The sequence below is a fragment of the Rhizobium sp. OAE497 genome (genome assembly GCF_040546565.1).
Lineage (GTDB): Bacteria > Pseudomonadota > Alphaproteobacteria > Rhizobiales > Rhizobiaceae > Rhizobium.
Window position 1 is genome coordinate 1074483 of sequence record NZ_JBEPOA010000002.1, and the last position, 17339, is coordinate 1091821.

Annotated in this window: 15 protein-coding genes; 2 read left to right on the forward strand and 13 right to left on the reverse strand. The window is 63.0% G+C overall.

From position 1 onward, the window contains the following. Positions 1 to 3 precede the first annotated feature (3 nt). Genes kdpB through ABIE40_RS24635 form a run of 4 tightly spaced genes read right to left on the reverse strand, consistent with a single transcriptional unit; the run spans position 4 to position 4125 of the window. Complete coding sequence (gene kdpB, locus ABIE40_RS24620) at positions 4 to 2091, reverse strand: potassium-transporting ATPase subunit KdpB (RefSeq protein ID WP_199628122.1); 2088 nt, start codon at positions 2089 to 2091, stop codon at positions 4 to 6. A gap of 45 nt (positions 2092 to 2136) precedes the next feature. Then, positions 2137 to 2292: a hypothetical protein gene (locus ABIE40_RS24625; RefSeq protein ID WP_199628121.1), complete on the reverse strand. Its 156-nt coding sequence runs from the start codon at positions 2290 to 2292 to the stop codon at positions 2137 to 2139. 9 nt (positions 2293 to 2301) lie between these two features. Next, the gene (kdpA, locus tag ABIE40_RS24630) at positions 2302 to 4005 is read right to left on the reverse strand and encodes a potassium-transporting ATPase subunit KdpA (protein ID WP_199628120.1); all 1704 of its coding nucleotides are present in this window, start codon (positions 4003 to 4005) and stop codon (positions 2302 to 2304) included. Between the two features lie 30 nt (positions 4006 to 4035). After that, positions 4036 to 4125: a K(+)-transporting ATPase subunit F gene (locus ABIE40_RS24635; RefSeq protein WP_016556800.1), complete on the reverse strand. Its 90-nt coding sequence runs from the start codon at positions 4123 to 4125 to the stop codon at positions 4036 to 4038. A gap of 423 nt (positions 4126 to 4548) precedes the next feature. Between ABIE40_RS24635 and ABIE40_RS24640 the strand changes: the two genes are divergently transcribed. Next, on the forward strand, positions 4549 to 5592 hold the full coding sequence (locus ABIE40_RS24640) for an NAD(P)-dependent alcohol dehydrogenase (protein ID WP_199628119.1): 1044 nt from the start codon (positions 4549 to 4551) through the stop codon (positions 5590 to 5592). A 20-nt stretch (positions 5593 to 5612) separates the two neighbouring features. Here the strand turns inward: ABIE40_RS24640 and apnL are convergent, their stop codons facing one another. The 9 genes from apnL to oiaX form a co-directional block, all read right to left on the reverse strand. Beyond that, positions 5613 to 7469 carry a D-apionate lactonase gene (gene apnL, locus ABIE40_RS24645; protein ID WP_199628118.1) on the reverse strand — a complete coding sequence of 619 codons (1857 nt, stop codon included), beginning with the start codon at positions 7467 to 7469 and terminating at the stop codon, positions 5613 to 5615. Next, positions 7466 to 8500 carry a Gfo/Idh/MocA family protein gene (locus tag ABIE40_RS24650; protein ID WP_199628117.1) on the reverse strand — a complete coding sequence of 345 codons (1035 nt, stop codon included), beginning with the start codon at positions 8498 to 8500 and terminating at the stop codon, positions 7466 to 7468. Before ABIE40_RS24650 ends, apnL begins: the two co-directional genes overlap by 4 nt. 1 nt (position 8501) lies before the next feature. Next, positions 8502 to 9563: an ABC transporter permease gene (locus ABIE40_RS24655; RefSeq protein WP_112711011.1), complete on the reverse strand. Its 1062-nt coding sequence runs from the start codon at positions 9561 to 9563 to the stop codon at positions 8502 to 8504. Next, the gene (locus ABIE40_RS24660) at positions 9560 to 11107 is read right to left on the reverse strand and encodes a sugar ABC transporter ATP-binding protein (protein WP_199628116.1); all 1548 of its coding nucleotides are present in this window, start codon (positions 11105 to 11107) and stop codon (positions 9560 to 9562) included. Before ABIE40_RS24660 ends, ABIE40_RS24655 begins: the two co-directional genes overlap by 4 nt. Further along, positions 11104 to 11748 (reverse strand): DUF2291 family protein, encoded by a 645-nt coding sequence (locus ABIE40_RS24665; protein WP_199628115.1) that lies wholly within the window; start codon positions 11746 to 11748, stop codon positions 11104 to 11106. Before ABIE40_RS24665 ends, ABIE40_RS24660 begins: the two co-directional genes overlap by 4 nt. Positions 11749 to 11826: 78 nt before the next feature. Next, the gene (locus tag ABIE40_RS24670; RefSeq protein WP_199628114.1) at positions 11827 to 12768 is read right to left on the reverse strand and encodes a D-ribose ABC transporter substrate-binding protein; all 942 of its coding nucleotides are present in this window, start codon (positions 12766 to 12768) and stop codon (positions 11827 to 11829) included. 141 nt (positions 12769 to 12909) lie between these two features. Continuing rightward, complete coding sequence (locus ABIE40_RS24675) at positions 12910 to 13737, reverse strand: phosphogluconate dehydrogenase C-terminal domain-containing protein (RefSeq protein ID WP_199628113.1); 828 nt, start codon at positions 13735 to 13737, stop codon at positions 12910 to 12912. A gap of 91 nt (positions 13738 to 13828) precedes the next feature. Beyond that, complete coding sequence (locus ABIE40_RS24680) at positions 13829 to 15160, reverse strand: four-carbon acid sugar kinase family protein (protein WP_199628112.1); 1332 nt, start codon at positions 15158 to 15160, stop codon at positions 13829 to 13831. 5 nt (positions 15161 to 15165) lie between these two features. Further along, on the reverse strand, positions 15166 to 16422 hold the full coding sequence (oiaX, locus tag ABIE40_RS24685; protein WP_199628371.1) for a 3-oxo-isoapionate-4-phosphate decarboxylase OiaX: 1257 nt from the start codon (positions 16420 to 16422) through the stop codon (positions 15166 to 15168). Between the two features lie 184 nt (positions 16423 to 16606). On the opposite strand from oiaX, the gene ABIE40_RS24690 reads away from it, so the two are divergent. Beyond that, the gene (locus ABIE40_RS24690; RefSeq protein WP_112711004.1) at positions 16607 to 17311 is read left to right on the forward strand and encodes a transcriptional regulator NanR; all 705 of its coding nucleotides are present in this window, start codon (positions 16607 to 16609) and stop codon (positions 17309 to 17311) included. Positions 17312 to 17339: the final 28 nt, after the last annotated feature.

Below are 17339 nucleotides of genomic sequence, written 5' to 3' on the forward strand. Positions count from 1 at the left end.
TCCTTAAGCGAGACCGATGGCCGTGATGACCATGTCGATCGCCTTGATGCCGATGAACGGGACGACGATGCCGCCGAGGCCGTAGATTAGGAGATTGCGGGAGAGCAGCGCGCCTGCGCCGATCGCCCGGTATTTGACGCCCTTCAGCGACAGCGGGATCAGCGCGACGATGATCAGCGCGTTGAAGATGATCGCCGAGAGGATGGCGCTCTGCGGGGTTGCGAGGCCCATGATGTTCAGGACGCCGAGCTGCGGGTAGAAGGTCAGGAACATCGCCGGGATGATGGCGAAATACTTGGCGATGTCGTTGGCGATCGAGAAGGTCGTCAGCGCCCCGCGGGTCATCAGCAGCTGCTTGCCGATCTCGACGATCTCGATGAGCTTCGTCGGGTCCGAGTCGAGGTCGACCATGTTGCCGGCCTCGCGGGCTGCGACCGTGCCGGTGTTCATGGCGACGCCGACATCCGCCTGGGCGAGCGCCGGGGCGTCGTTGGTGCCGTCGCCGCACATGGCGACAAGCTTGCCCTTGGCCTGTTCCTCGCGGATCAGCGACAGCTTGTTCTCCGGCGTTGCCTGGGCCAGGAAGTCGTCGACACCGGCTTCGGCGGCGATGGCGGCCGCGGTCATCGGGTTGTCGCCGGTGATCATGACAGTGCGGATGCCCATGCGGCGGAGCTCCGCAAAGCGCTCGCGGATGCCGCCCTTGACGATATCCTTCAGCTGGATGACGCCGAGCAGCTTGCCGTCACGGGCAACTGCGAGCGGCGTGCCACCGGCCTTGGCGATCTCGTCGGCGATCGCCTGCAGCTCACGGATCACATCGGTCTCAGGACGCAGCGCGATCGCGGCATTGCCGTTCGACGGCGCATTGTTGGCACCGACATAGGCAAGCACGGCGTCAACGGCGCCCTTGCGGATCGAGGAGCCGCCGACATCGACGCCGCTCATCCGGGTCTGCGCGGTGAAGGGCACGAAGGTCGCCTGCAGGCTGCCCATGTCGCGGCCGCGGATCGCATATTTCTCCTTGGCGAGCACGACGATGGAGCGGCCTTCCGGCGTCTCGTCGGCAAGCGAAGCGAGCTGGGCCGCATCGGCCAGTTCCTGCTCGGTGATGCCGCGGACCGGGCGGAAGCTGGTGGCCTGACGGTTGCCGAGGGTGATCGTGCCCGTCTTGTCGAGCAGCAGCGTATCGACGTCACCGGCAGCCTCGACAGCGCGGCCGGACATGGCGAGCACGTTGAAGCGGACGAGGCGGTCCATACCGGCAATGCCGATCGCCGAAAGAAGCGCGCCGATCGTGGTCGGGATGAGTGTCACGAAGAGCGCGACCAGAACGATGATCGGGATCGAGCCACCGGCATAGGCGGCAAAGCTCGGGATCGTCGCGGTGGCGAGAACGAAGATCAGCGTCATGCCTGCGAGCAGGATGTTGAGGGCGATTTCGTTCGGGGTCTTCTGGCGCTCGGCACCTTCGACCAGCGCGATCATCCGGTCGATGAAGGTGGAGCCGGCAGCCGCGGTGATGCGGACGCGGATCACATCCGACAGAACCTGCGTGCCGCCGGTGACGGCCGAGCGGTCGCCGCCGGATTCGCGGATGACGGGGGCGGACTCGCCGGTGATCGCGGCTTCGTTGACCGAGGCCACACCTTCGACAACTTCGCCGTCCGACGGGATGATGTCGCCGGCTTCGACGAGGACGAGATCTCCGACCTTCAGGCTGGTGCCCGGCACCATGCGGTAGCCGGAGCCGTTATTGGCGGTCAGAAGCTTGGCCTGGGTTTCGGTGCGGGCCTTGCGCAGAGAATCCGCCTGCGCCTTGCCGCGGCCTTCGGCGACGGCTTCGGCGAAATTGGCGAAAAGCACGGTGAACCAGAGCCAGAGATTGATCTGGAACGAGAAGCCGAGATTGCCGCCGCCGGTCGCGACGTCGCGGAGAAAGAGGACGGTGGTCAGCGCTGAGACCGTCGCCACCACGAACATCACCGGGTTCTTGGCCAGGGTGCGCGGGTTGAGCTTGGTAAAGGCGGCGCCGATCGCCGGGATGAGAATGCGACTATCGAGGATACTCGCGGATTTTGCCTGGCTCATAAGAGACTCCAGCTTGAAAGAGTAAGGCGGAACCGGTCTGTCCGGTCAGCCATGAAACAGTCTGAGAACGGCGGCCACGACGAGGACGGCCGCGAGCAACACAAGGATCGCGTCGGTCGCGCGCAGGGTCTTGCGTGCCCCACGCTCCGGCTGACCGAAGCGTGGGTGGATCGACTTGCGGAAGGCGTGACGGATGATCATCGGCGCGCCTCAGAAGGTCTGGCCCGCGGTCATCACCAGATGCTCGACGACAGGACCGAGTGCCAGTGCCGGCATGAAGGTGAGGCCGCCGACGATCAGGATCGTGCCGACGAGCAGGCCGACGAACAGAGGACCGTCGGTCGGGAAGGTGCCGGCAGAGGCCGGAACGGTCTTCTTGGCGACCAGCGAGCCTGCGATCGCAAGGGCAGGGATGATGACCAGGAAGCGGCCCATCAGCATGCCGATGCCGAGTGTCACGTTGTACCAAGGCGTATTGCCGGTCAGGCCGCCGAAGGCGGAGCCGTTGTTGGCCGCAGCCGAGGTATAGGCGTAGAGGATCTCCGAGAAGCCATGCGGACCTGCGGTGCCGACGGAAGCGACCGCCGAGGGCAGCACGCTGGCGATGGCGACGAAGACCAGCATGGCGAGCGGCAGGCAGAGAATGGCGAGCACGGCCATCTTCATCTCCTTCGCCTCGATCTTCTTGCCGAGATATTCAGGCGTACGGCCAACCATCAGGCCCGCAACGAAGATGGCGATGATAATGAAGAGAATGATGCCGTAGAAGCCCGCACCGACACCGCCGACGATGACTTCGCCGAGCTGCATGTTGATGAGCGGGATAAGGCCGCCGAGCGCCGTGAAGGAGCCATGCATGGCATTGACCGCGCCGCAGGAGGCCGCCGTGGTGATGACCGCGAAGAGCGAGGACATGGCGATGCCGAAGCGGACTTCCTTGCCTTCCATGTTGCCGCCGCCGAGACCGAAGGCATGCATCAGCGGGTTACCCGCAGCTTCCGCCCAATAGGTGATGGCAACGCCGACGATGAACAGCAGGCCCATCGAGGCAAGGACCGCCCAGCCCTGGCGCTGGTTGCCGACCATGCGGCCGAAGACGTTGGTGAAGGCCGCGCCGATCGCGAAGATCGACAGCATCTGGATCATGTTCGAGATGTTGTCGGGGTTCTCGAAGGGATGGGCCGAGTTGGCATTGAAGAAGCCGCCGCCATTGGTGCCGAGCATCTTGATGGCAAGCTGCGAGGCGACCGGGCCGAGCGCGATCGTCTGTTTGGCGCCTTCGAGCGTCGCCGCATCGACATAGGGGCCGAGCGTCTGCGGAACGCCGAGCCAGACATAGATGAGCGTCAGCACGATGCAGAAGGGCAGCAGGACGTAGAGCGTTGCGCGGATCATATCGACCCAGAAATTGCCGATCGCCTTGCCCGAAGCGCGCGAGAACGCGCGGATCAGACCCATGGCAATGGCCATGCCGGTTGCGGCAGAAACAAAGTTCTGCACCGTGAAGCCCATCATCTGTGTCAGATACGACATGGTGCTTTCGCCGCCGTAGTTCTGCCAGTTGGTGTTGGTGACGAAGCTGACGGCGCTGTTGAAGGACAGCTCCGGCCCGACGGCCGCCATGCCCGCGGGATTATAAGGCAGGACCGCCTGCAGCCGCATCAGTGCATAAAGGACGAGAACGCCGAAGAGATTGAAGAGCAGCATCGCGAATGCATAGGAGGTCCAATGCTGCTCCTCGCGTTCGCTGGTGCCGGCAAGCGCGTAAAGTCCCCGTTCCACCGGAACGAGGACCGGCGAGAGAAGCGTGCGCTCGCCCGAGAAGACGCGCGTCATGTAGCCGCCGAGCGGTTTGACGAGCGCAATGAGGATCCCGCAGAAGACGAGGATCTGTAGCCATCCGTTGAGTGTCATGGGAGGAACTTTCGAGTACCCGGCAGCTGATCAGAAGCGCTCGGGTCGGATAAGGGCGTAGGTGAGATAGACGGTGAGAAACACGGTCACGGCGCCGCTCAGGATATAGTCGAGGGTCATAGCCATCTCTCCTGTCACAGCCGGTCGCAGGCGCGCGTATAGGCAAAGCACAGTCCGAAAAAGACGATCGCAGTGCCGAGCAAAATGAGATCCATCATCGATGTTGACTCCTGATGTTCTGGTTGGAGTCAGACAAGACAAGGGCGCCAATCCGGCGGATCGGCACCTTTAGACTTTCTGGCATGGAGAGGATCTTGCGATCTCTCGAGCCTGAATATCTGCCGACGCGCATAAAGGTTCGAGACGCGCGAGAAGGCGCCGATATAAAAATCTTATAAATGCCTTTATACGGTGAGACGTGAGCATTTCATCGATTGATGAGCAAAAGCTGAATTGCGGCGATTGAAATCCGCACGGCCGCAGTCTTATAGTCTGCACCAACGGCGCGGCTGAATCGTAAGCGCCACAGGGAAGGAAACTGCCATGACCAAAGTCCCTGCTCTCGTTCTGGAGCGCCAGCATGAGCTTGCGCTTCGCGATATCGATCTGCCGATGGAAACAGGCCCGGGTCAGGTGAAGATCAAGATCCATACGGTCGGCGTCTGCGGTTCCGACGTTCACTATTATACGCATGGCAAGATCGGCCCCTTTGTCGTCAACGAGCCGATGGTGCTTGGCCATGAGGCGGCGGGGACTGTCATCGAGGTCGGCGAAGGCGTCACGCATCTGAAGGTCGGCGACCGCGTCTGCATGGAGCCTGGCATTCCCGATCCGAACTCCAAGGCGAGCCGTCTCGGGATGTATAATGTCGATCCGGCCGTGACCTTCTGGGCGACGCCGCCGGTTCATGGCGTGCTGACGCCCGAAGTCGTCCACCCCGCGAACTATACGTTCAAGCTGCCTGACAATGTCAGCTTCGCCGAAGGCGCAATGGTCGAGCCTTTCGCCGTCGGCATGCAGGCGGCCTCGAAGGCGAAGATTGCGCCGGGCGACACGGCCGTCGTCCTCGGTGCCGGTCCGATCGGCACGATGGTGGCGATTGCGGCACTTGCTGGCGGTTGCTCGCGCGCCATCGTCGCCGATCTGGCGCAGCCGAAGCTCGATATCGCCGCGCAGTATCAGGGCGTCATCCCGGTCAATATCCGCGAGAAGAACCTCGCACAGGAAGTAGCCCGGCTGACCGATGGCTGGGGTGCCGATGTGATCTTTGAATGCTCCGGCTCGCCGAAGGCCTGGGAAACGATCATGGACCTGCCACGCCCGGGCGGCGTCATCGTCGCCGTCGGCCTGCCGGTCAATCCTGTCGGTTTCGATGTCTCGACCGCTTCGACCAAGGAAATCCGCATCGAGACGGTCTTCCGCTACGCGCATCAATACGAGCGTTCGATCGCACTGCTCGGCTCCGGCCGCGTCGACCTGAAGCCGCTGATCTCGGAGACTTTCACGTTCGAAGATTCCATCAAGGCCTTCGATCGTGCCGTCGAGGCGCGCCCTGACGATGTGAAGCTGCAGATCGTTCTCGGCTAAGCTTGAAGCCGGCGGATGGCTCAGCCGTTCGCCGGAAATTCCACGATCGCGGTGCCATAAGGCGCGAGCACAACAGCGACGCCTTCGGCAACGGTCGCAGAGATATCGACGCTCAATTCCTGAGCCGTGATGTTGGCGAGGCAAAGGGCATTGCCCGCGGCCTTCTCGGCAATGAAGCCGAGAACCTGCGACGGTGCTGATGACCGGCATTCATGCCAGCGAAGCCCGGCCATGCCGGCAAGCGCCTTGACCGTGTGAAACAGCGGACGAACGGCGCCCGGTTCCGAAGGCTCGTTCTCGCCGGCGATCAGGCCGAATGGTCCTGTTAGCGCCGAAAGCGTCAGGCATTCGAGATCCGCATCAATCACCTGCGCCGCATAGGCGAGCGCAAAGGCTTCGGCGAAGCGGCCGTTGTGGCGCGGATCGGTATTGGCCATCGGGATGCGCTTACCGCCGGGATTGTCCATCGTCCGGCTGCCATAGGGGTTCTGGCGCATCGGGATGGTCGAAGGGCCGACGCGATAGGGCTTCTTGCCATAGATCGCACGCACCGAGCGGGTGATGAAGGGCAGGGCCTCCAGCGTCTGCATGACGCTGAGATCATCGGCGGCATGGACGATCGGGTTGGTGCAGTGGGTGACGAAATCGAGATTTTCGGGCGGGACGCGCTTGCGGTTCAGCTCGGTGAAATAGCTGAGCATGCCGCCGCCGAGGCGGGCATTCGGGAAGGCGGCGAGTGCTGCGGCATAGACCTCTTCCAGCGGCGGGCATTCGGGCCACTTGCTGCCGGGCGGCGTCGACTGTCGATCGACGGCGGGCGAGACGACGACGGCATCGGGGGAGAAACCGGCCGCCGCCATCTCAGCCGCGATCGCGGCGGCTTCCTCTGCCGGTGACGCCTTGCAGGGCAGGGCGATTTCCAGCGTCGTGCTGCCGCGATGGATCCTTGTCAGCGCCGCGAAATCGGCGAAGGCTGCGGGGCCATGGCCCGCGAGCGGATCGAAATGAAATAGCAGTTCCTGCGGGCCGATTTCGGCGAGGTGCGCGGCAGTCGCGAGTGTGGCCTTGGCTTCTTCGGGTGTCACGATCAGGCCGATCGAGGGCATCACGCCGGTCTTTTCGCCCTTGGCAATGGTCACCGGCTTCGCTTCGGTCGCCGGTGATGCGGCACGCGGCCTGCTGTCGGCAATGGAAAGGACAATCCGCTGGGTCTGCCGCTCGTTTGCCGGGATCTGGTAGGGCCAGGGCAGGGCGAGCGGGCGCACATAGGTCTTGTAGGAGGCGTCGGACCAGTTGCGCTGGTCTTCCATCTCGAATGTATCGCCTTCCATCAGACACTTGGCGCTGACGCCCGGCATGACGCTATGGCTGATCGCCCGCATGTCCATGAACGGCTGCCAGGGATCGATCTGATCCGGGAAGCGCGTCTCGACGATACGGCCGTCGACATGCTCGACACTTGCCGGGGTGCCCGCGATACCGACGATCGGGTGCAGGATGCAGAAGCCGCAGCGGTTGGTTTCAAAGCCGCTTGGTGACAAGGCTTCAGCAGCAAAGGTCAGCTCGCTCTCCCTTGCCTCGATCTGCACGGCAATCGCCAACCTGCTGGCATCGGGGCCGTCGCAATAGGCGGTGTAGCCGATCGAGAAGCTGTCGCGGTCCTGCCTGACCGCGAGATTTTCGATCCGCGGGCTGTAGGTGCCCCAGTCGCGGTCACGCACGAGATAGGAAATTGCCCGGAGCACGTCGATACCGTCATAGCGGATCGAGCGCAGATTGCCGTTTGCCAGGTCGGCGGAGAGCCGCCCGGCCGTCAGCGTGACGGGACGCTCTTCGGCCTCCTGCGTGCCATAGAGGGCGAAGGCGTCGGTCGTCATTTCAGCATTGCCTCCACATCGACGGTCTTGCCGGTCGCAGCACTTTCATAGGCCGCCTCGACAAGCGCGAAGGTCTTCAGATTGTCGGCGCCCGATGTCGCGGGCTCGCCGCCGTTCTTCAGCCGCTCGACCCAATGATCCTGGATGGCATAGACGCTTTCCTGAATGTTGTGCCAGGGGCGGGAGGCCCAGGAGAGCAGCTGCGGCGAGGCGTCGGAAACGATGGTGCCGCTCGCATTTGAGACCTCAAGCCGGTAACCCGCCGAAAGCCGTATCGTCCCATCCGTGCCGTCGAGCTCGATCAGGGTTTCTGGGAAATTCTCGGTGCCGAGCTTGGTGGCGTAGCTGACGTCTACAACAGAGGTCGCGCCGCTCTCGTGATCGAGAAGGATCGTCGCCACGTCCTCGCCCTTGATCTTCGGATTGACCCGCTTGGTGCGCGCCGTCAGCGTCTTGACATCGCCGAGAATGAAGCGGGCGATATCGAGCGTGTGGATGCCGAGATCCTCGATGATGAAGCGTTCGCCCTCGGCGAGATAGGGCTGGCCGGAGAAGACGTCGTAACCCGAACGGAAAGAGAAGCGGCCCCAGAAGGGCGTGCCGATCGCCTTGCTGTCGAGAAGGCGGCGCACCGCCTGGATCGGCGTCTGCCAGCGGAAATTCTCGTGCACCATCAGCGAAATGCCGGCTCCGCGGCAGGCCGCTACCATCGCCTTGGCATCGGCCAGCGACAGCGCGAAAGGCTTCTGGCAGATCACGGGTACTTTGTGCCTTGCTGCCATCTCGACCAGCGGGCGGTGGCTCGGAACGGTCGTTGCGATATCGACGAAGTCGAAGCCGCCGGCGGCGAAGAGCTCGGCCGCATCGGAATAGCGGCGCTCAATGCCGAACTGGTCGCCGACCGCCTTCAGCCGGGCCGGATCGCGGTCGCAGATCGCCACGATCGCAGCGCCCTCGACATCGCGCCATGCATGCATCTGGTTGACTGCGAAAAAGCCGCAGCCGATCAGGGCACCCTTCAATCCGGTCATATCAACCTGCCTTTGCCATCTGCATGAGGGTAACGCGCTGCTGCAAGCGGCGCTGTGCCTGGTCGACGACGACGGCGATGATGATGACGAGGCCCTTGATGACCATCTGCCAGAAGGACGACACGCCCATCATCACCAGTCCGTCCGACAGGATGCCGATGACGAAGGCGCCGATGATGGTGCCGCCGATGGTGCCGCGTCCGCCCGACATCGAGGTGCCACCGAGAACGGCTGCCGCGATGGCGTTCAATTCGAAGCTTTCGCCGGTCGCCGGATGCGCTGCCATCAGTTCGGAGGAGATGACGACCCCGACGATCGCGGCGCACAGGCCGGAGAACATGTAGACGAAGATCTTCACGAGATCGACCCGGATACCGGACATGCGCGCTGCCCGCTCATTGCCGCCGACCGCGAAGATGTGGCGGCCGATCGGGGTGGAGCGTGCGACATAAGAGGCGACGAGCGCCAGTACGATCAGGATCCAGATCGATACCGGCAGGCCGAGAATGCGGCCGGCGCCGAAGAAATCGAATCCCGTCGTCGCATATTCGGGACGGCCGACGAGGTTCGGGAAGGTCTGGCCGTCGGAGGAGAGCAGCGCCAGGCCGCGGGCGATATAGAGCGTGCCGAGCGTCGCAATGAAGGGCGCGACATTGAGCTTGGTGATCAGCAGGCCGTTGATAAGGCCGATGATGAGGCCGACGGCGAGCGTGATCAGCACGATCTCGAAAAGATTGAAGAAGATCGTGTAACCGATCGGCAGTTCGATGCCGTAGAGGATCAGGCCACCGGCGACCATGCCGCAGAGGCCGACGATCGAGCCGACCGAAAGGTCGATGCCGCCGGTGATGATGACGAAGGTCATGCCCATGGCAAGAAAGGCGTTCAGCGCCACATGCTTCGACATCAGGATCATGTTCGCGGTCGAGGTGAAGTTCGGCGCGAAGATCGCAAAGAAGATGATGACGGCAAAGAGCGCGATGAAGGTTCTGAGCTTCATCAGCGTCAGAAGTGCGGAGCCGTTGGCGCCCTTTGGCGCGAGTGTCGTTGTTGCCGCCGTCATGACGCGATTTTCCCCTGGTGTCCGTGTCCCTTGGCCGAAGCCGCGATAATGGCATCTTCCGTCGCTTCGTCGCGATCGAAGACCGCGATCAGCCGGCCGTTGCTCAAGACGGCGATGCGATCGGAAAGCGCCATGACCTCTTCGAGGTCAGAAGTCGAAAACAGGATGGCGAGCCCGTTGGCCGCCAGCCTCCGCATGGTTCTGAAGACATCGGCCTTGGCGCCGACGTCGATGCCGCGGCTCGGCTCGTCCATCAACAGAACCTTCGGATTGGTCATCAGCGCCTTGCCGATGACGACCTTCTGCTGGTTGCCGCCCGACATCGAGGTGACCTCGAAATCCGGATTGGGAGCCTTGATCGAGAGATCCCTGATCGCCTCGGCGATGGCATTCTTCTCGGCGGCCGCGCTGATATGGAAGAAGCGAGCGAAGCGGCCGAGGCTTGCGAGCGTGAGATTGCTGGCGATTGAGAGAACCTGCACCAGGCCCTCGCGCTGGCGATCCTCAGGGATCAGCGCAAGGCCGCGGCGGATGCGGCGCGTCGTATCGCGGGCGCGCACTTCCTCGCCGTCGATGAAGATCTTGCCGGTGGAATGCATGTGGCGGCCGATGACGCATTCGAAGAATTCGCTGCGTCCGGCGCCCATCAGGCCGTAGATGCCGAGAATTTCGCCCGATTTCACAGAGAGCGAAACGTGATCGACGGCGAGCCCGCCGGTCGGGCGGGGGAAAGAGATGTCCTCGGCGCGGAACATTTCGCCGCCGAGCGCGTGATTGTCGGCCTTGGCAAAATCCTTGGCGTCGGAGCCGATCATCGAGCGGACGATCCAGCGGGTGTCGATATCCTTGACCATCGCCTGGCCGGTGATCTGGCCGTCGCGCAGAACGGTGATGTAGTCGCCGATCCGCATCAGCTCTTCGAGGCGGTGGGAGATGTAGACGATCGCCACGCCCTGCGCCTTCAGCTCGGCGATGACCTTGAAGAGGATCTCGACTTCGGCCGCCGAAAGCGCCGAGGTCGGCTCGTCCATGATCAGGATGCGGGCGTCGAGCGACATCGCCTTGGCAATCTCGACCAGCTGCTGCTGGCCGATCGGCAGGTCTTCGACCATAGTCTCGGCGTCGATCCCGGCGTCGAGGCGCTTCAGGAAGCCGTTGGCCTTCTCGACCTGCGCCTTGTGATCGATGCCGAGCACGCCGCGGGTGATTTCGCGGGTGGCGAAGATGTTTTCGGCAACCGTCATGTTGGCGAAGAGGTTGAGCTCCTGGAAGATCATGCCGATGCCGTGCGCCTGCGCGTCGGCCGGGCTGTCGAAGGAGACCTGTTCGCCATCGAGGATGATCTTGCCGAGCGTCGGACGCTCGACGCCGGCGATGATCTTCATCAGCGTCGACTTGCCGGCGCCATTTTCGCCGACGAGCACATTGACCGCGCCGCGGCGCAATTCGAGATTGGCGCGCTTGACGGCAACGATACCCGAATAGACTTTCGAGACGTCGTCGAGGCGCAGGATGATATCGTTCTTGGCGGCGGCATCCGTCATGGCGCCACCGTCAGTTCCGATGGGGTGATAAGCGGCAGGTCGCTACCGGATGGCAGCGGGAAGGCGCCGACGACCGTGACGGTCTTGCCGGTGATCCCGTCACGCGGAATGGCTGACAAGAAGGCGGTATTGGCCTTCTCGTTGAAGGCCTTGCCGAACTGGGCCCATTCGATCTGGTTCTTGAACTCGTTGAAATTGACGAAGTCCAGCGTATCGCGCAGCGCAGTGCCGCGCAGCGCCGGGCCGATCTGCACTTTTGCATCCGCCTTGCCGTCGCCATCAACGTCGACGTCGAGTGTCGCGGCGCGGGATTGCGTATCGGCAGCCACGACCTTGCCGGTGAATTTCACCGCATAGGTCCAGGGCGAGCTCGCCTGCTTCTTCGGGTTTCCGTATTTCTCGCCGGCCTGATCGGCACCAGCAGCGACCGCCGCCACGACATCCTTCAGCTCACCGGCGCGCTTTTCGAAATAGGGCACTGCCTGCGACTGCCAGATCGCCTCGACCTTGGCATTCGGATCGAATGCATCCTTTGCAGCCGCCGCGGCCTTTTCCTCGGCAGTCGGCGTCTTGATGATCTTGCAGCCAGGCAAAGCCGCCGCCACGAGAGCGGCGATCAGGGCGCCCCTGATCCTCAACATGCTGTGAACCTCGAAATGATGTGAAATAGACCGCAGAGGGTGCGGTCTCCCGAACCCTCTGCCGCTGTTTTATGCCGATTACTTCGCCAGAGCGAAGGTTTCGAGCTTGGAAGCGTTGTCAGCGTTGATGAGAACGCAATCCATCAGCTGCTTTTCTTCCTTCGGCGTCGTCTTGTTCTTGATGTAGGCGTCAGCCTGCTCGACGGCCATCTGTGCCTGAGCGTATGCCGGCTGCAGAACGGTCGCCTTGATGCCGCCTGCCTTGATCGAGTCGCGAACGTCGTTCGAACCGTCGAAGCCGACGACGATCACGTCCTTGCGGCCGGCAGCCTGCAGAGCGGCAATCGCGCCCATGGCCATCGTGTCGTTGCCGGAGATGACGCCCTTGATATCAGGGTTGGCCTGAAGGATGGTTTCCATCTTCGAATAGGCTTCCGTCTGGCTCCAGTTGGCCGACTGCTTGGCAACCAGCTTCAGATCCGGATAGTCGTCGATGACGTCATGATAGCCCTGCGAGCGGATGCCGGCATTGGTGTCGGATTCCTTGCCGACGAGCTCGACATAATTGCCCTTCTCGCCCATCAGCTTGACGAATTCCTGCGCGCCGAGCTGGGCGCCCTGGTAGTTGTTGGACACGATCTGGGCGACGGCAACGCCGGTGGCGTTGATTTCGCGGTCGATCAGGAAGGACGGGATACCGGCGTCCTTAGCCTTCTTGACGGCGGCGACGGAGGCGTCGGCGCCGGCGTTGTCGAGGATGATGGCCTTGGCGCCGCGGCCGATCGCCGTGTCGATCATCTCAGACTGCTTGTTGGCATCGTCGTCATGGGTCATGACGAGCGCTTCGTAGCCGAGTTCCTTGGCCTTGGCTTCGGCGCCGACGGCTTCAGCCTTGAAGAACGGGTTGTCATGGGCCGGCGTGATGATGGCGATCAGGTCTGCCGAAAATGCCGGCATGGCAACGCCGAGCGAAAGCGCGCCGGCGAAGGCAGCAAGGGTCAGTCTACGTGTAAAAGTCATGGTTTCTCCTCCCGAGTTTGACGCATGGGCCGGACCACCCCGGCCCGACCAGAATTCATGCGATATTCCATTGCCGGACCGTCTCTTGGACTCCCCACCGGGCCGGCGATGCGGCAAGACCTTAGCCTTGCCGCGGCATTGTCAGGTGATGCGCCGGATGCTTTCGGCGATCTCCTGAGGTTCGAAGACCTTCTTCCAGTCGTCGCGCATCAGCGCGGGGATGCCGAACTCGATCGCCTTGTTGCAGGCATCCGAGAACACGCCGTCGACTTCCTTGAAGATGACGGCGCCAAGCACGTTCATGTGGCCGAGCAGGAAGTCGCGGGCGGCTTCCGCCGGAACGCCGCGGGCAACGCATTCGTCCATTGCCTGGCGCATGACGACGAGCAGCGAGGCGCAGACCGTTTCCGAAAGGCCCGGCTCCAGCATCGCCATCTGATCGACGGTGACGCGGTGCGAGCGCATGACCGGCGCCCAGATGACCTTGGCGATTTCCTCGCCGAGCGCGTAGGCGCTTTCCGGACCCTGCATCAGCGCCGAGACGATGTGCTGCTTGGCGAACAGGCCGCCGAAGTGGTCCTTCTTCGCCTGCATGTCGGTCTCGTCGTTGAAGATCGGCGGATGGCAGGGGTGGGTCACGAAATAGGTGAGATCGGCGCGCTCCGGCAGATGTCCGGCGAAGGGGGCGGCGGCGTCGAGAGCGACGACCATCGTGCCCGGCTTCAGCTTGTCGACGATACCGGCTGCGACCTTGCCGATCGCCGTATCGGGCACCGCGAGAATGACGACCTCGGCACCGGCAAGACCTTCATCGGGACCGACGCAATCGATACCGAGATCGTTCTTGAGGCGTGCCTTGCCGGCGTCGCTGACCTCCACATGGCGGACATCGAAGCGGGAACCTTTGAGATTTTTGGCGAGCCGGTAGCCCATTTTGCCACCAGCGCCGAAGAGGGCAATTGCAGTCATGTTTCCTCGCCTTTCGATTTTTCTATCAGCTAGCTTAACTGGTATGATGAGTCAATCACTATAGCAGTTGATATCAACATTTCCCTGGCCGTCAGGCCCTGCGTCCGTCGCGAATCTGCGCGAAATAACCGTCCAAGCCCACTTGGCCGCCCTTCAGCGCGATCTGCAGGCCGTTGGTCGGGGCATACGCGCCGTGCGCCGTGCAGAGCGGCGAGCCCGGCGTCTGCGGCAAAGGCAGCAGCGTCGTCAGCGCCTCGACCCGCAATTCGCTCAGCGCGTGGCTCGACGTGTCGCCGCCGGCGATGACGGCGCGCGTCAGCTTCTCGGCCTCCACGAGACGGCGCAGGATGATACCGAGGCGGATGCCCAGGCGATGGCGCGCTTCGGGGATGCGGTCGATCTCGGTGCCGCGATCGGCCGAGGGGCCGAGGGCAGTGTGCAGGATGACGCTGCGGCCGGATTTCAGCGCCGACAGGCCAGAGGCGACAGCACTCTCGATCGCCGCATCGCCGCTTTCGCCAACCAGCGCCACGGGGTCGACGGGAATGGCGTCGAAGCCGTTTTCCGTCGCATTGCGGATCTGCCGTTCCGTCGTCGGCGAGACACTGCCGGAGACGACGGCAAGACGCTCCACCGCGCCGGGCAGGGGAAACTCGACCTTGCCCGATGTCAGCCCTTCGCGTTCCCAGGCATGGAGCAGGGCGTATTGAATACCCGATGATCCCGCAACGAAGAGACCGCGATCACCGCGCAGGCGCCAGACCTGCTCTCCGGCAACAGCCTGCGAAGCCGGTCCATCGACATCGGCGAGCAGGATGCCGGGTTTGTCGGCGAGAAGCGCATCGATACCGGTGGTGGCGTCGCCGGCCGTCATCGCCAAGTCGGCAAGCCGGATCGGCAAACTGGTCTGCGCGGCAAGATGGATCGTCAGATCCGCCTCGGCCATCGGCGTCACCGGATGACGGCTCATCACCGGGTGGCGGTCGATGCGGTAGACCTTGCCCTGATAGGCGGCGAAGAGATGCCCGAAGGCCGTATAGCGCTTCAATTGCGGCGCGCCGACGATGACGGGCACGCAGTCCTGCGCGAAAGTCTCGCGGCCGATCTCGATCGCCTTGCCGATATTGCCGATTGCAGGGCTGGAATCGAAGGTCGAGCAGACCTTGTAATGGCAGATCGCCGCGTCGAGGCTCTTCAGCCAGGTAAAGGCAGGGCCGAGATTATCGGACATCCATTGCGGCGTCTGGCTGCGGCTGGTCCCGGCGATGCCGATCGCCTGGCAATCGGCGAATTTGGCGAGCGTTTCGGCACTCGGGATGCCCAGGAACAGGGCCGTCTTCACGCCATTCGAAGCAAGCGCCTCCATGACATCGGTGGAGCCGGTGAAGTCGTCGCCGTAATAGCTGAGGAGCAGCTTACTCATGACTCTCACGCGCCCTTGCCGTCAGCGAATTTGGCAATCGATGCGGCGAGTTCCGGATGGTCCTTGGCATACGTATCGAGCGGGATATCGGCGACCGCCGCCTGCCAGGCCTGCTGCACGGCGCGCACGCCGGCTGCCGGTCCGCCCGGGTGGCTGACGATGCCGCCGCCGCAGAGGTAGAGGAGGTCGGTCGTCCGGCCGGTGCGCTGGTAGGTCTCCGGCGCCTGACCACCCCACTGGCCGGAGCCTGCCACCGGAAGCGGGCAATCAGTCTTGTCGAACAACGGTGTGCTGACCGCCTTGAAGGATTCGACGAAGCTTTCGTCCGGCTCCCAGTATTTCACGCGGATGCCGTTGATCTGAAACTGGTCGACGCCGAGCAGGCGCCAGAACTGCTGGTAAACCCTGAAATCCATACCGGTTGCGGGGTTGCGGGTCAGGATATCCCAGCCGTTGCGATGCGCATGCAGCACCAGACCGGAGCGCTTCCGCAGGAAGCTCATCCCACCGAAGCCGATCGAATTGATATTGACCACGGCGCAATTGCCGCCCGCCTTCAGGACAAGGTCGTGATTGCGCATCATCTCGTCCGGATCGGCATGCGAGATGCCGAAGGCATACATGACCTTCTTGCCGGTCTTCTGCTCATGATCGAGGATCAGCGGCATGATCGCCTCGACGCGATCCCTAAGCGGCGAGTAGGCCGGGCTCATCAGCTTCTCGTCGTCCTTGATGAAATCGACGCCAGACTGGATCAGTTCGCCGACGAGCTCCGCCGTCTCGTGTGGACGCAGACCCAGCGCCGGCTTGACGATGGTGCCGATGATCGGGCGGCCCTCGACGCCGGTCAGCCTGCGGCTGCCGGGTAGGCCGAATTGCGGGCCGGGATGCGCGTCCTTGAATTCCGGGGGCAGCTTCAGATCGACGATGCGGATGCCGGTCATGCCCTTAATCGAATAGACGCCGCCGATGGCGATCGTCATCAGCGCCGAAAGGTCGGTGCCGATCGCATCGAGCGGGAAGGCGATATCGACATCGGCGCGGCGAAGCGGACCGTGGCCTTCGGCAACCTCGGGCCAGCCCGGCGTCTTCGCCTCCTCGAGGGGACGAATCGCCAGCACCCGGGCCGCAACTCGGGCCTTCAGCTCCTCGGTCTCGCCGGGAACCGGAACGAATGTGCCCGTCGACTGGTCGCTGGCGATCTTCTCCGCCATGGCCTCGATGCTGCCAGGGGTTTCGATGCGGTAGGTCAGGGTGATCATGCTCACGTCGGTAATGCTCCTCCGGCCAAGCCCAGCATCTTGGCGTCACTCATTAACTGGTATAATGAGTATTCCAATTTGCGCAATCGGAAAGTTTCGACTCGAGCGCAAATGAGCCCATCGCGGCCTTTGTCGCGGCGGCGCAAAATGCTAAAGGGAGGGGAGTTTGAGCCAGCGAGACATCATGACCCAACCAATCGAGCAGATCGTTCGCCGGAAGCTTTCCGACGAGGTTTTCGACAGGCTCGAACGCATGATCACCTCGGGCGAACTGAAGCCCGGTGACGAAATGCCCTCCGAACGCGTGCTGATGGAGCGTTTCGGCGTCGGCCGGCCCGCGATCCGCGAAGCCATGCAGTCGCTGGCAGGCATGGGGCTCGTCAACATTTCCCACGGCGAGCGCGCCAAGGTTCTGAAGCTGACGGCGAAATCGATCTTCCAGCAGGTCGATCTGACGGCGAAGATCATGCTGTCCCAGTCGGCAGACAGCCTGGAGAACCTGAAGAGCGCCCGTATCTTTTTCGAGCGCGGCATGGCGCGAGAGGCCGCCCAGAGGGCGAGCGAGGCCGATATCGCCGAATTGAAGCGGATCATCGAGCGCCAGCGCGAATCGCTTGGAAACGCGGAGGATTTCATCTCCGCCGACATGCAGTTCCATACCCGCATCGCGCAGATATCGGGCAACCCGATCTTCGCCGCCGTCAGCGAGGCGATGCTCGCATGGCTGCGCGAATATCACACGGAAATGCTGATCTGGACCGGCAAGGAGAAATTCACGCTGGTCGAGCACGAAGAGATCGTCGAACGGCTTGCGGCCCATGATGCCGACGGTGCAGAATCGGCGGTGCTGAAACATCTCGAACGCTCGAGGGCGCTCTACACGAAATAGGCAGGCCGTCCGCCTGGGAAGAGGGGCG

Coding starts and splice junctions, on each gene's coding strand:
- ABIE40_RS24670 (WP_199628114.1), bottom strand. CDS start 12,768: ATGACTTTTACACGTAGACTGACCCTTGCTGCCTTCGCCGGCGCGCTT.
- ABIE40_RS24675 (WP_199628113.1), bottom strand. CDS start 13,737: ATGACTGCAATTGCCCTCTTCGGCGCTGGTGGCAAAATGGGCTACCGG.
- ABIE40_RS24650 (WP_199628117.1), bottom strand. CDS start 8,500: ATGACCGGATTGAAGGGTGCCCTGATCGGCTGCGGCTTTTTCGCAGTC.
- oiaX (WP_199628371.1), bottom strand. CDS start 16,422: ATGATCACCCTGACCTACCGCATCGAAACCCCTGGCAGCATCGAGGCC.
- ABIE40_RS24660 (WP_199628116.1), bottom strand. CDS start 11,107: ATGACGGATGCCGCCGCCAAGAACGATATCATCCTGCGCCTCGACGAC.
- ABIE40_RS24680 (WP_199628112.1), bottom strand. CDS start 15,160: ATGAGTAAGCTGCTCCTCAGCTATTACGGCGACGACTTCACCGGCTCC.
- ABIE40_RS24665 (WP_199628115.1), bottom strand. CDS start 11,748: ATGTTGAGGATCAGGGGCGCCCTGATCGCCGCTCTCGTGGCGGCGGCT.
- ABIE40_RS24635 (WP_016556800.1), bottom strand. CDS start 4,125: ATGACCCTCGACTATATCCTGAGCGGCGCCGTGACCGTGTTTCTCACC.
- ABIE40_RS24690 (WP_112711004.1), top strand. CDS start 16,607: ATGACCCAACCAATCGAGCAGATCGTTCGCCGGAAGCTTTCCGACGAG.
- ABIE40_RS24640 (WP_199628119.1), top strand. CDS start 4,549: ATGACCAAAGTCCCTGCTCTCGTTCTGGAGCGCCAGCATGAGCTTGCG.
- kdpB (WP_199628122.1), bottom strand. CDS start 2,091: ATGAGCCAGGCAAAATCCGCGAGTATCCTCGATAGTCGCATTCTCATC.
- kdpA (WP_199628120.1), bottom strand. CDS start 4,005: ATGACACTCAACGGATGGCTACAGATCCTCGTCTTCTGCGGGATCCTC.
- ABIE40_RS24655 (WP_112711011.1), bottom strand. CDS start 9,563: ATGACGGCGGCAACAACGACACTCGCGCCAAAGGGCGCCAACGGCTCC.
- ABIE40_RS24625 (WP_199628121.1), bottom strand. CDS start 2,292: ATGATCATCCGTCACGCCTTCCGCAAGTCGATCCACCCACGCTTCGGT.
- apnL (WP_199628118.1), bottom strand. CDS start 7,469: ATGACGACCGACGCCTTCGCCCTCTATGGCACGCAGGAGGCCGAAGAG.